The sequence below is a fragment of the Sunxiuqinia sp. genome, from assembly GCF_055140945.1.
Map to the genome: position 1 here is coordinate 46,893 of NZ_JBSQYS010000005.1, position 12,937 is coordinate 59,829.

A 12,937-nucleotide genomic window follows, 5' to 3' on the forward strand; every position below is an offset into this window, starting at 1 on the left:
ATATGAGTTACAGCCCGATAAAGAACAGGATTATCAATATCCCATAATTCAGGTGAACTAACATTTAACTGTTGATCTATTACTTGTTCTTCTTCAATGAAAAACTGCTTCTTATTTTTACTGACAACCGAGCCCTCGGGACTAATGATTTCAGTAAGCAGAGTCAGTTCTCCTGATTGCCCTGATTGGTTTAAAACAGTCGTTTGCAGGTTGACAGTTCCTTCTCCTGTCCAATATCAGGTGTGGTAATATAGGTTCCCCAACGTTTGACATGAACAGGGTTTGTGGCCACCATCCGCACATTGCGGTAAATTCCTGCCCCCGGATACCAGCGAGAAGAAAATGGTTTGTTCTCCAAACGTACAGCCAACAGATTTTCACCTCCTGGTTGAATAAAATCGGTAATATCAAATCCAAATGATGCATAACCGTAGGGCCACTCTCCAACATACTGTTCATTCATGTAGAGTTTAGCATGGCTCATCGCTCCGTCAAACTCCAGATAAATGCGTTTATCCTTCCATATTTGTGGAATATCTAATTTTCGTTGATACCAACCAATGCCAATATGAGGTAAACCTCCTGTTCTGCCGGTTCTAAGCTTCGGTACTCTTTCTTCATCTTCAATGACAATGGTTTTCTGCGCATCAATCATCTCATCAAACTCACCCGAGATGGCCCAATCGTGGGGGACTGTCACCTGTTCCCAACCATCCATACTTTGCTGCTGCTTTTCACCGTCTGAAACTTCTCCCTGGTGAAACAACCAACCAGCATCCAGCAATACCGTGTTTCGTGGCTCATTATTGTTATTCTGACTACAGCTTAATGCCGAGAGAATTAATAAAAATAAAATTAATCGGTTTCGTATCATTAGTCTAATATTGTAATTGTTTCATTTGTTCTATTGCTCATCAAAAAATGACAGATCCCATTGATCCATCCATTCCAGTTTTAGTTTCTCATTTTCAAACTGAACCGGCAACCAAACATATCTGCCATCAATCGCATTATCCGGATTCCATCTGTCACCCATAAAAATAAAGGCATCTTCTTTTCCCCCGATCGGTAAAACATAGGTGCTTTGAGAGTGAAAAGTTAACTCAGCGTCCCCTCCAACACATGGATTGCCCAACTCCTTCCACGGTCCCCAGATACTATTAGCCACAACCGAACGGGCCGCATTGGGAGCCCAGCCTGTACAATCAGAAGCAACCAGGTAATATCTTCCATTGCTTGTCTTAAATAGTGCTGGTGCTTCCATATATCTTTCCGAGAATAACCGAACGTATTTACCCGAATAAGACCGGTAATCATCAGTCAACTGGGATATGTGCAGGGTGCTGTTTTCTTCAGAAGAATAAATCTGGTAAGCTGTACCATCATCATCCACAAACAAGTTCATATCCCTGGACATTTGACCTTTTTCAAAATCACGTCCCAACAAGTTTAAGCTGTCCGGGTGAGCGGGTAAACCTCCAAAATAACCACCGTAGGCACTTCTAACTTCATCAGCAACAGGCTCTTTATGAAAAGCCTGAACATTTAAAGGCCAGTAGCCTGCATTGGGTCGAAAGCTTTCTACAAATACAAAGGGTCCTGTGGGGGTCTTGGAAACGGCAACACCAGCTCTGGCAGCGCCATAGCCCTGTCCTTTTAGTTCCAGGTGAAACCACATCACAAACTCCCCGGTTTGCTCGTTGTAGATGACTTTCGGACGTTCCATAATACTGCCCTTGGTGATATCATGTTCCGGATTATCTTCAACCACACTTAAGGCAATACCTTCATCGTTCCAGTTGTATAAATCCGTAGAAGAATAAACATGAATACCAATCTGGGCAATATTCCCGGCCTTACCTTCCACTTTATGCTCACCATACCAAAAGTAGGTACCTTCATGAAATAGAATGCCTCCACCATGGGCATTGATATGGACTCCATTATTATCTTTCCAAAGCTTCTCGGGATGAAACGATGAATACTCCTCCTGACTTGAACAACTGCAAACAGAGTTCAATAATACTAAAGATAAAAGCGTAATGATTACTTTCATTTTCTACTGTGCTCATCAATTATAACTTCCGACAAACAGCTGCCCAGCCACCACCTGAAGCCATCGGAATTTCGATTTTTGAATTTTTGTCAACCTTTTTAGTAATATGCTGGTAATCCTGTGCTGCCTTATCTGCATTGATACCATCCTGCATAATTTCTATCTCATAATCATCTGATTCAAGAAAAGAAAGATCAATCGATAGGGTCCTTGCGTCATCATCCGTCATCGCTCCAATATACCAGTCCGATCCGCTCTTTCTTGCTGTTACAATGTAATCTCCAACCTTGGCATCCAGGACTTTGGTGTCATCCCAAACTGTTTTCATTTGGCTCAGGAACAGGGTGCATTCCGCTTCCTTGTAATAATTACTCGGACTGTCTGACAACATTTGCAAAGGGGCATCATAAACCACATACATCGCCAGTTGATGACAACGTGTTCCCAGACTCATCGGGTTGCTGTGGCTCTTGGTATAATCTTTCGGATGCGCATTACGCATCGCTCCGGGAGTAAAATCCATCGGACCGGCTAACATCCGGGTAAAAGGCAGGGTTACATCATGCTCCGGGGTGATCACATTACTCCATTTGCAGTTTTCCATTCCCTTAACTCCTTCATAATTAATCACATTAGGATAAGCCCGGCGTAATCCCGATGGTTTATAGGCCCCGTGAAAATCAACCAGCAGTTTACGGTCAGCACAGGCTTTGGCGATACGGTCATAAAAATTAACCATGTATTGACCAGCTTGGGACATAAAGTCTACCTTCATTCCCTTCACTCCCCACTCGGCAAAGCGATCCAGGATGTTATCCATATCCTTGTCAACCGGTCCCCACAAAGACCATAAAATTAAATCCACATTCCGTTCTTTGCCGTAGGCAACAAGCTCCGGAATATCAATTTCCGGTCGCGATTCCAATACGTTAGTGGTGGTTTTCGACCAGCCCTCATCTAAAATGATATAAGGTATGCCATATTCTGATGCAAAATCAATGTAGTATTTGTACGTTTGGTTATCAATACCTGACTTGAAATCAACGTCGTAGAGGTTGTTGTCGTTCCACCAGTCCCAGCCAACCAGACCGGGCTTGATCCAGGAAGGATCTTCGATCTTACATTCACGGGAAAGCAGGTAAACCATCTGGTTTTCCACTAAATCTTTATCTTCCTGGCTGATCATAAACACACGCCAGGGGAAAGTACGGTTCCCTTCGGTTTTAGCAATGTAATCCGCTTCTTTAACAACGGTAATATTGCGATCTCCTTTGGGCTTTAATTCCAGGATTACCTTTGGAAATTTACTGTTTAACCTTGGACTGGCTGTGGCCTCCAGGAATAAACCCGGGTAGTCAAACAAATCAGCTTCGGTAATCCCGATTTTGATATTGTTATCCCCTTCAATTAATGTTGGAAGTGAGCAAAATTTTCCTTCATCCAGTGATGACAGGGTTTCATTTTTATAAAGGCGCTCATAATGCGACAACAATGTTTCTTCCTCAGGGAAGATAATCGGGTAATTGCCCGCAAAGTTCAACATCACCTGCTCATCATTGACAATAGCTTCTCCTTTCTTAGAAGTCTCAAAGCGATAGGCAACTCCGTTATTAAACACCCTGAAGCTTACAGCAAAATCATTCTTAAATGTAAGCGTAAGCTGATTGTAAGTATTGTCGATTGTCCTGGACTTAACCGGGACAAGCGCTTCAACCTTGCTGGAGACAGCCGTTTCTTTGGCTTTTTTAACTTTTGCCGTTGCTCCCAGAACGTCTCCGTTAACCGTCAGGCTTATTTTGTTCTGATTGAAAACAGCCGTGCCATTTACCGTGGATGACCAGCTGATTCCATCATCAGTATTAATCGTGGTGACAATTTGACCATCCGGTGAACTCACCTGGTAAACTTTGGCCGACAACTTTAAAGATACAAGCAAAAAAGCTAAAAGATAAATAAATTGAATAGTGTAGTGTCTCATTGTTATTATTTTGATTTAGTTGATTTATTCCCTGTTAGTTAGTGAATTTCACTCAGTCCAATGCTATTTTAACGACAACCTTTTTAACTGCTTCATTTTCGTCAACTTTTCTGCAAGGGCGATGTGCATCATTTGGGAAAAAAATAAAAAACCTGCTGCTGTCTGCCAGATGGTAATTTTGCTCTGTACTGTTATAAAAAACAATATCCTTTTCATTGCTATAAGGAGCAGTGATTTTCTGCATTTTTGAAAGTGCAACAACGCCAATGTATTCCTTACCTGAGATCAGATACTGAATATCTGCATATTTTTGATGAGCCTCATAACGAGTATCTTTTTCATCCCTTGTATTATATTGATCAACTTTGGCAAACAAAGATTCACCATCCAGTTCATATTTACCTGGTTCAATAGTCTTAAGATTGGTTGTCGCCAAAAACTGAAATGCCTTTTCCCAGCGCTCATGATTTTTGGCATATTGTTTTTCAAATTCTACTGAATCTATTGATTCATCTGCAGTAACACTCCAGCCTTGTTTCCAAGTTCCGTTATTAAACCAATTTTGATGATTATCATCCATTTTTGATGATTGTATGTGATTGTTCTGACAGGAAATCAGAACTACTAAAAGGAGTATCAATTTGAAATAATGCATCTTATTAAATTTATGGTTTTATTCTTCCCAATCATCCGTCCTAAACGATGAAGCAGGCAATCCTTCAGTGTTATACAGTTCACCTTCTACAAAATCTTCGAAAGCATATCTTACCGCTACCGGCTCTTTGACTTGATCGGATAACAATACAATTGTACCATTCCTTTCTATCGTTGCTTTTGCCTGGTAAAATACTTTGTCCGCACCTGCAACCTTAAAATGAATAAGCTCTTTTCCAAAAGTTGTTAATCCGTTTTCTGCATGCTTAAAGGTCAGGGTAACCTTGTTTCCATCAATCGTCATTTCATTTAGCGTGGGACCAGAATAAGCAATACCTTCTGTTCCATAGGTGTTAGCTAGCGCCTGAAAAGCCAACCGTTCTCCCGCAGCCTTTTTATTCGAAGGATGAATACAATGTTCTTCGCCAGCATCCATCAAACAAGCCATCCCGGTATTCAATAGCTTTTCAGACGTTTTCAGTTGTGCTTCGCGTAGGAAAGCCGAATTTTTAGTATGACTGTAGGAGTAATCAAATGGCGCTATTTGAGCATAGTAAAACGGGAAGTCTCCAGCTCCCCAAAGGCTCCTCCAGTTGTTAATAAGCCCGGGAAATAATTGTTCATATTCTTTGGGGTGATCCCGGTTAGCTTCTCCCTGGTACCAAATTACTCCTTGGATGCCATAACCAACTATCGGGTGAATCATTGCATTATACAACACCACGGGAGTTCTCTTAGGATTTTTGATTTCTGTTACTCCGGTTGGGATAGTAACAAAATCATATTCTTGCAAATCTTCCTGACTCATCCATGCTTCAATTATCGATCCGCCCCAGTTCGTACTAATTAATCCAATCGGCACCTGTAAGGTTTCCTGGAGTAGTTTCCCGAAATAATAAGCAGTTGCACTAAAATTGGCTACATGACCGGGAACACATTCTTCCCAACTTCCTTCAAGATCATTCAACGGAGTTAAACTACCCATTCGTTTTGCTGTAAATAAGCGAATAAATTCATTTTCTGATCTAACGATAGCTTCCTGTCCTCCTGAGATGGGCTGGTTGCGAAATCCTTTCATTGGCATTTCCATATTAGATTGACCAGAGCAGATCCATACTTCTCCGATTAAAACATTGGAAAGCTCCAGTTTTTCCCCATCAGAAATAATAATTGAATAGGGTCCTCCAGCTTGAGGTGTTGCGATATCGAGCTTCCATTCTCCTGCTTGATCTGATTTTGTCGTATATTGTTGTTGATTCCAGGAGGTAACTAGCTCAACCTCTTTATCCGGTTCGGCTTTACCCCAGATTGCAACATCAGACCGTTGCTGCAAAACCATATTATTGCAAAATATGGAAGGTAATTGAATTTCAGCTTTAGTAATTAAAGAATAAATAATTAAGCCGGGGATTATCAAAAAAATGCGAAAATTAATTTTACTATTCATCTTACTTTTCAGAATAACTTGGATTATTAGTATGCATAACCGGATGCATTTTTGTTAACCATGTTTGAAATGATGCTTTTAACTCTTCAACCTTCTGGGGCATTTCTTCAACAAGATTATGGGTTTCTCTCAAATCATTACTTAAATCAAATAGTTCCAGTTTAATTGGATCATAATGCTCAATGAGTTTATAATTACCTTTCCTTATTGCATATCCTGGCATTTGAGCCTGCGGACTATAATGTGGATAATACCAACATAGTACGTCTCTATTTAAACTTGTAGTTTGCTCTTTTAATAAGGGTAGTAGACTTATTCCATCTATATCTTTTGCTGGTTTTGTTCCTTCTCCAATCATTTCCATAATGGTTGGATATAGATCATCACTTATAATGGGAACATCACACTTCGTGTTTGATCTAATATGTCCTGGCCATTTTACAATTAGTGGGACACGAATTCCACCTTCATATAAAAAGCCTTTCCCTTCTCTCAACGGAGTGTTAATTGTTGCTTCGGTCGTTCCTCCATTGTCACTGTAAAAGATAACTATCGTATTATCTGTCAATCCCAGTAAGTCTACCTCATCCAGCAATCTTCCAACATTATCATCCACCTTTTCAATCATGGCAGCATAAGTCGCGCTTTTCTGTACAGGATTCTCTTTCAGTTTTTCTTCATATTTCTGAACGAGTGAATCGGGTGCTTCCAATGGGGTATGAACAGCATAATGTGACAAATACATAAAAAATGGTCGTTCCTTATGATCCTTAATAAACTTAATTGCCTCATCCGTAAGTCTGTCAGTTAAGTATTCATCCTCTGTCCTGTCCGGTAAATTTTTGATGATAGAATTCCAGTCTCTGTCTGATTCGTAAGGTCCCCAATAAGTTGGAGGACTTCCATCTTCATAACCTGCTATATTCTGATCAAAACCTTGGTGAGTAGGAAAATACATCTCTTTATCACCGACATGCCATTTACCTATACTTACTGTGGCATATCCCATACAGTTCAACGCTTCAGGAATCATAATCTCACTCAGCTCTACATGCATCTTATCATTTGGTGGAATAATTCGTCCGTGTTCGGGATAACGATGTCTACCTATACGGGTAATGTGGCCTGTAAACTGTATATGTGCAGGATTTTTCCCGGTAAGAATACTTGCCCTGGTTGGAGAACAAACCGGACATGCAGAATAGGCATTAGTAAACATCATTCCCTCTGATCGTATCTTATCTATGTTTGGTGTTTCATAAAAAGTACTGCCATAGCATTCCAGATCCTGCCAACCTAAATCGTCAATTAGGATAAAAAGTATATTCGGTTTTCTTTCGACAACTGATTTTTGAGAATTCTGTTTTTGAGAACAAGCAGAAAGAAAAATCAGTAATAAAATTACCAAAGCTCTATATTTTTTCATATACTCATTTTGTTTTCTTATTCTTTCTAAAATTCTTAACCCGATAAAACATCATGTAATTTGAATCATGAAAATTATGAGCAGGAGTTCCATCAGGTTCAGGATAAGCTGTTCTGATTAATGTAACAATATCCTTTCCATCAAATTGCCAGTCGGGATATTGAAAACCAACATTTTTAAAATCTTTGTGTTTTATTAAAACTCGTTCAACTTCCCAATTATATAAGTCTTTTGAAGAGATTAACGCTAATGTATTTCTCATTCCACCGGGATTAGGTCTTATTCCTACCCATTCTTCAGGAATATAATTAGCTACTGACCAGTATTTATTTGTCTTTCCATCAAAACGTATTGTAAATTTCGTACTACCTCCCGGCATATTAATAAATCCTGTTTCAGGATCAAAAGATATCTTTTTACCATCGTCCGACACTTTTAACAAGCAAGCTCTACCCGGCCCTTTATCCGAAATTTCATTTCGCATAATGTTAACAACCTGACCTTCTGGGTTTACAACGACATTCCCCTCTAGCCAGGCTTTACCTTTCCAGTCTGGATTATACCTGATCCTATTACTTGTCTCCCAACTGGAAGCCTTTAATAAATCAGAATCAACTGGTGCAGAAATAACCATCGCCCTAAAATTAACGCCCCATTCTTCAGGAGGGTTCCGGTCTTCAATAGCACGATAGATTCTCCCATTGTGTATGACTACCGGAACGGGTGCAGTATGGTACTGTTCATCTTGGCGCAGTAATCCCGTATTCTTATCTTTGGGTTCTGTCCAAGTTTTTCCCCCATCCAGACTTTTACGAATAAGTAAATCTCCATATCCACCAGAAGTTCCCATTAAATAAAGTTCATTTTTGAATAAGAATAAATTTCCCCAAAATGAGTTTTCAAGTGTTGAAATATGTTTCCAGCTTTTCCCTTTGTTTTTTGAACGAAATACTAATGTTTGGGTCGGTTTCTCTGATTCTCTAACTTTTGCTCCAAACTTATCCATAGTTGCAACATATGTGCCGTCTTCTAGAACTATAATAGATGGTGACCCCAGGTAAATTTCAGTATCGGGATGCATGTGGTAAACCCCTATTCCAGGGAGTTTATATTTTTTGTCTTTTGCAAAAGAACTTAGAGTAATGATTAGTAATAAGAATATTGTAAAATTTATTTTCTTCATTGTATTATATTTTAAACTGATTTAACCATTGTTCTGAAATAAGATAAGCTCCTGCCAAAGACGGATGAATCCCATCTCCTTCACGGCTCCAATATGATTTTGGAGCAACTTTTAATGCCTTGTCGAAAATGGATTGCAGCGGAATAAATTTGGCATTGAACTCGCTTGCAATTCGTTTTGCAACTTCCTGAAATTCAAATAATTTATTCCTGTCTACATTAGGATGATCAATTGTAAAAGGTTCTCCAATGATGAGTGTTAAATTGGGATATGCTTCCATAGTAGATTTTATCAATTCGTGATAATCATTATAATAATTATCAACCGATATATTATTTTTCTTAAAATGAAAATAGTCGTTAATTCCAATAATAATTGTTAGTACATCCGGTTTTAAAGCAATTGTGTCTTTCTCCCATCTTTGAAGCAACTGAGAAACTTTATTTCCACCAATACCTCTATTGTAAACCTTAAACTCTTTTTCAGGATATTTACCTAAAAGATATGCAGCAACATTATGCACATAACCAACTCCCATTGATCTTTGGTAGTTGACAGGATGCTCCTCTTTCAAACGAAAAGAGTCGGTTATAGAGTCTCCTTGAAAAAGTATTGTCGCATTTTTGTTTAGTGATATCTTTTTTTCACTGTCGTTAAACAATTTTAAACAATCACCTGCAAATGGTATTAAACCACCACTGACCATTGCTTTTTTTATAAAATTTCGTCTAGTGTTTTTCATGTATTCTCAATATTATTTAATTATTTTTTTACAAATCTCACAAGTTCATTATGATCATTTGTCTGAATACTTAAAAAGTAAATACCACTATTGAATCCTGCCATGCTTAATACTATTTTATCCTCATACCTCAACACCTTTCTAATTAATAAAGAACAATTTACATCCATACAGGTCATGAATATTTGTTCTTTTTTGAATACCGGATCTAATATTATCGTTAACTGATCCCCTGCTGGATTCGGGTAAACTATAGTTTTATATTCTGAATATAAGTTAATTTTAGATTTAATACTTGTTGATGCATTGTTTAAGCTATTGAAGTATCGTTTTTTAAATCCCATACCATTTGCTCCAATAAATACATAAGCCGGATTTTCAGGGTCGATTTCAATACGTGAGACAAAAGGCCATGATAATCCTTCATTAGCTTTATTCCATGTCGCCCCTTGATCGCGTGAACACAAAAATCCATTCGATCCATCCTTATACCCTCCGGCAGCTTTTGCACTTGACGATCCCGCATAGATATTCATCGTGTTGAGTGGATCAATAGCAACTCCCCTTAAGAAATCATCTGTTAATACTTTCGACCAATTTACTCCGTAATTATTACTTTTATACAAACCTTTACCTTCTCCAAAACAAACTGCATAAATGGTTCCGGAACTTACTGGATCAAATTTGATATCATGAATGAAAGTCATTTCCGGTAATCCTATCTTTTCCCAGTTTTCGCCCTTATCTACCGACCTGTATAATCCATCATCACCTCCGGCATACATATAATCGCTGTTATGATTATCTATTAATGTATATTTACAATTCAAATCTTTTACAAGTAGTCTCCAATCTGCCCCATCATTATCACTTTTATAAATATTACCCTCCACTGTTACCAGCAACGTTCTATTAGATGGAGAACTATTATAATCAATTGAAAGTCCCATAATATCGGTTGCATCAGGCAATCCTTCTGAAGTAATCCAGCTGTCGAATTTTCCATAGTCTGTACTTTTACAGAGATATGCTTTTTGTTTTTGGTTACCTTGGATTGTTGCCCAAACAACGTTTTCTCTATCTGGATCAGCGCAAATGGTACGTGTATTGCCACCAACACCTTGCTTCGAATTATCATCTACCGACCATACCCAAGTTCCTGTAAGATCAGTATTATTACAGGATTGCCAGCTTTTACCATGATCTAAACTTCTCCACATCCCCATATCATAGAATCCGATATAAATAATGTCTGAGTTGGCCTGACTTATTTCAATGTCCCATGGTACCGTGTTTTCGACCCCTCTTGTAATCCACCATCCTGTATTATCGGGCATTTCTGTCGTCCACAGTTGCTTATAGTTCTTTCCTCCATTAAATGAAGCAAAAATCCAACATGAATTGGTCCAGAAGTAAGTATCGGAATCTGACAAATCTTCACATTTCCTGGAGGTATTTACCCATCTTCGTCCTGGTAAATAATCGGAAGACGGCCAAGCCGGATGAAAAATCCAATTTTCTCCATAATCTGAACTTTCAATTAATCGCCATGATGAAATGCAGCGAACTACATTGGGCATATCTGGTTTAACTACAAGGAGTCCAGTATTTTTATTAATTACAATCTTCCAATTCTCACCACCATCTATACTTTTTAAAACGTCTGTGTTGTTTCCATTTCGACTGGCATAGATAATATCCTCGTTAACTGGATCAACAGCAAAATCATTAATCTCACCATGCAATAAAGCCGGATTAATTTCTATCCAATTTGAACCACCATCCTTACTAAAAAATAGTGCTTTGTCTGCTTCAGCAAATCTGCCCGAATGGGATAATAGATACAACTTATTGGGATCATTATTGCTGATCACAATTTTATGGATCATAAAATCCTCTGTTGGTAAATTAGTGGAAAGCTTTGTCCAATTGTCACCATTGTTTGTTGTTTGATATAAGCTTCCATCTGCAACATTCCATTTAGAGTTTCCACCTGCATATCCAATTTGATGGTTGTTTTTTGAAATACATATTTCAGTGCAAAACATACTATCCAAGCTTTCATAGAATGTGGAGCCTTCATCTTTACTTTTATAAATGCCTCCACCTACTCCAATAAACATAACATTACTATCTACCGGATCAAATCCCATAGTACTCGCATGCGTATTTTCTATACCTTGCTCATATCCGATGTTTTTCCAGCTCTGCCCTCTGTCTTTTGAAATATATGCACCGCTTAAATCCGATATCAATAACATAATACCAGTTGGTCCGGCCTGACAGCCATTTAAATATCCTCCTGCCCCCATGTCCATGCCTATCCAAACATCCTCCGGGATGGAATCATTGGGCTCAGAATATCCATCAAAAATTCGCAAAAAAAGACATAGGAAGAGTATAAAAATTGTTTTTGACATTTTCAATTTTGTTTGTTAGTATTAAGTTGCTAAATATCAGGCCTCTGATAATTCCTACATTCAAAATATCAGTGACCTGATCAAATGGTCTTATTCTACTGTTATCTCAAATGTTTTTACAACCTCTTCAATCCCGTATACATTGTTATTACTACCAACAAAACTTGCTTTATAAGTGCCTGTAGCTTCATAAACATAAGTATATGAATCTATGCGTGTTGTTAAATCCTGAATTGCTACTCCTAAATCGGGTACAACTTGTTTTAAATTGATCGGGCCACTAAATACCCAGGACTCAACATCGTTATTGGTTCCATTGATGATAATTGAAGTGCTTTGTACGTTCCACCAATTATCACCTTCTGTACTATAAGAAACCCATCCTGGACTAATCATGGTTGAAATACCATAATTGGAAATTAATCCTTTCGAAAGGTCTGCTATGGTATAGACAGAACCATCTGACAATGTATTGGTAACAGTAAGGTCTTTAATGGTCCATTTACTCTGTGTTTGCCCTTGGCTCCCAACATACTTAAATGCTATGAAAACAGGTTTGTCTGCGTCTGCATACTGACTAAGATCTACTTCGCCTGAGTTCATATTCGACCCGGTTGACAAACTTGCTTTATTGGAAATATCTTTCCATCTGGCACTTTTTATTCTAGACACAGTAACTGAAGTATCTTCAACAGAAATTCCTTCAAAATCAGAAGATATCATTAATGAAATATTTCCTGATTCTGTTCCATTTTCACGTAAAGTAGTAAACTGAAGGATTGGTGTTCCTGTGGCTTCTGTTCTATCTATATTTTCATAACACTTCCCATGTTCTCCCGAATAGAAAGTGATTAAATCAGGATCTCCACTAATATTGAATTTTACCGTGTCGCCAACATTATAACTTGTTGATATTATATCCACATCAAAACTAACATTGCGTAATTTATCTTCAGTACAGCTAGGTAGGGCTATTATAATTAATAAAGCCAATAAAAATATATAGTTCTTCATTTTTTTTCTTGTTAAAA

The 12,937-nt window shown here is 38.2% G+C and carries 10 protein-coding genes and 1 pseudogene; all 11 read right to left on the reverse strand.

Annotated elements, in window-relative coordinates:
* Window positions 1-8: 8 nt before the first annotated feature.
* Window positions 9-209: pseudogene (locus ACTB00_RS03180) on the reverse strand (hypothetical protein); the annotation flags it as partial.
* Window positions 191-874, reverse strand: a complete 684-nt coding sequence (locus ACTB00_RS03185; protein ID WP_463298502.1) for a sugar-binding domain-containing protein — start codon at window positions 872-874, stop codon at window positions 191-193. The pseudogene ACTB00_RS03180 and the gene ACTB00_RS03185, both read right to left, overlap by 19 nt.
* 30 nt (window positions 875-904) lie before the next feature.
* Window positions 905-2,056: a glycoside hydrolase family 43 protein gene (locus ACTB00_RS03190; protein WP_463298503.1), complete on the reverse strand. Its 1,152-nt coding sequence runs from the start codon at window positions 2,054-2,056 to the stop codon at window positions 905-907.
* 19 nt (window positions 2,057-2,075) lie between these two features.
* Window positions 2,076-4,034: a glycoside hydrolase family 97 protein gene (locus ACTB00_RS03195; protein WP_463298504.1), complete on the reverse strand. Its 1,959-nt coding sequence runs from the start codon at window positions 4,032-4,034 to the stop codon at window positions 2,076-2,078.
* Between the two features lie 52 nt (window positions 4,035-4,086).
* On the reverse strand, window positions 4,087-4,614 hold the full coding sequence (locus tag ACTB00_RS03200; protein ID WP_463298505.1) for a NanQ anomerase/TabA/YiaL family protein: 528 nt from the start codon (window positions 4,612-4,614) through the stop codon (window positions 4,087-4,089).
* A 93-nt stretch (window positions 4,615-4,707) separates the two neighbouring features.
* The gene (locus tag ACTB00_RS03205) at window positions 4,708-6,135 is read right to left on the reverse strand and encodes a sialate O-acetylesterase (RefSeq protein ID WP_463298506.1); all 1,428 of its coding nucleotides are present in this window, start codon (window positions 6,133-6,135) and stop codon (window positions 4,708-4,710) included.
* 1 nt (window position 6,136) lies between these two features.
* Complete coding sequence (locus ACTB00_RS03210) at window positions 6,137-7,561, reverse strand: sulfatase (protein WP_463298507.1); 1,425 nt, start codon at window positions 7,559-7,561, stop codon at window positions 6,137-6,139.
* A 4-nt stretch (window positions 7,562-7,565) separates the two neighbouring features.
* Window positions 7,566-8,744, reverse strand: a complete 1,179-nt coding sequence (locus ACTB00_RS03215) for a sialidase family protein (protein WP_463298508.1) — start codon at window positions 8,742-8,744, stop codon at window positions 7,566-7,568.
* 4 nt (window positions 8,745-8,748) lie between these two features.
* Window positions 8,749-9,486, reverse strand: a complete 738-nt coding sequence (locus tag ACTB00_RS03220; RefSeq protein ID WP_463298509.1) for an SGNH/GDSL hydrolase family protein — start codon at window positions 9,484-9,486, stop codon at window positions 8,749-8,751.
* Between the two features lie 20 nt (window positions 9,487-9,506).
* A complete protein-coding gene (locus ACTB00_RS03225; RefSeq protein WP_463298510.1) occupies window positions 9,507-11,906 on the reverse strand; it encodes a T9SS type A sorting domain-containing protein in 2,400 nt (799 codons plus the stop codon).
* A 90-nt stretch (window positions 11,907-11,996) separates the two neighbouring features.
* On the reverse strand, window positions 11,997-12,920 hold the full coding sequence (locus ACTB00_RS03230) for a DUF5017 domain-containing protein (protein WP_463298511.1): 924 nt from the start codon (window positions 12,918-12,920) through the stop codon (window positions 11,997-11,999).
* Window positions 12,921-12,937 lie beyond the last annotated feature (17 nt).

Coding starts and splice junctions, on each gene's coding strand:
- ACTB00_RS03185 (WP_463298502.1), bottom strand. CDS start 874: ATGATACGAAACCGATTAATTTTATTTTTATTAATTCTCTCGGCATTA.
- ACTB00_RS03225 (WP_463298510.1), bottom strand. CDS start 11,906: ATGTCAAAAACAATTTTTATACTCTTCCTATGTCTTTTTTTGCGAATT.
- ACTB00_RS03215 (WP_463298508.1), bottom strand. CDS start 8,744: ATGAAGAAAATAAATTTTACAATATTCTTATTACTAATCATTACTCTA.
- ACTB00_RS03210 (WP_463298507.1), bottom strand. CDS start 7,561: ATGAAAAAATATAGAGCTTTGGTAATTTTATTACTGATTTTTCTTTCT.
- ACTB00_RS03195 (WP_463298504.1), bottom strand. CDS start 4,034: ATGAGACACTACACTATTCAATTTATTTATCTTTTAGCTTTTTTGCTT.
- ACTB00_RS03200 (WP_463298505.1), bottom strand. CDS start 4,614: ATGGATGATAATCATCAAAATTGGTTTAATAACGGAACTTGGAAACAA.
- ACTB00_RS03220 (WP_463298509.1), bottom strand. CDS start 9,486: ATGAAAAACACTAGACGAAATTTTATAAAAAAAGCAATGGTCAGTGGT.
- ACTB00_RS03205 (WP_463298506.1), bottom strand. CDS start 6,135: ATGAATAGTAAAATTAATTTTCGCATTTTTTTGATAATCCCCGGCTTA.
- ACTB00_RS03190 (WP_463298503.1), bottom strand. CDS start 2,056: ATGAAAGTAATCATTACGCTTTTATCTTTAGTATTATTGAACTCTGTT.
- ACTB00_RS03230 (WP_463298511.1), bottom strand. CDS start 12,920: ATGAAGAACTATATATTTTTATTGGCTTTATTAATTATAATAGCCCTA.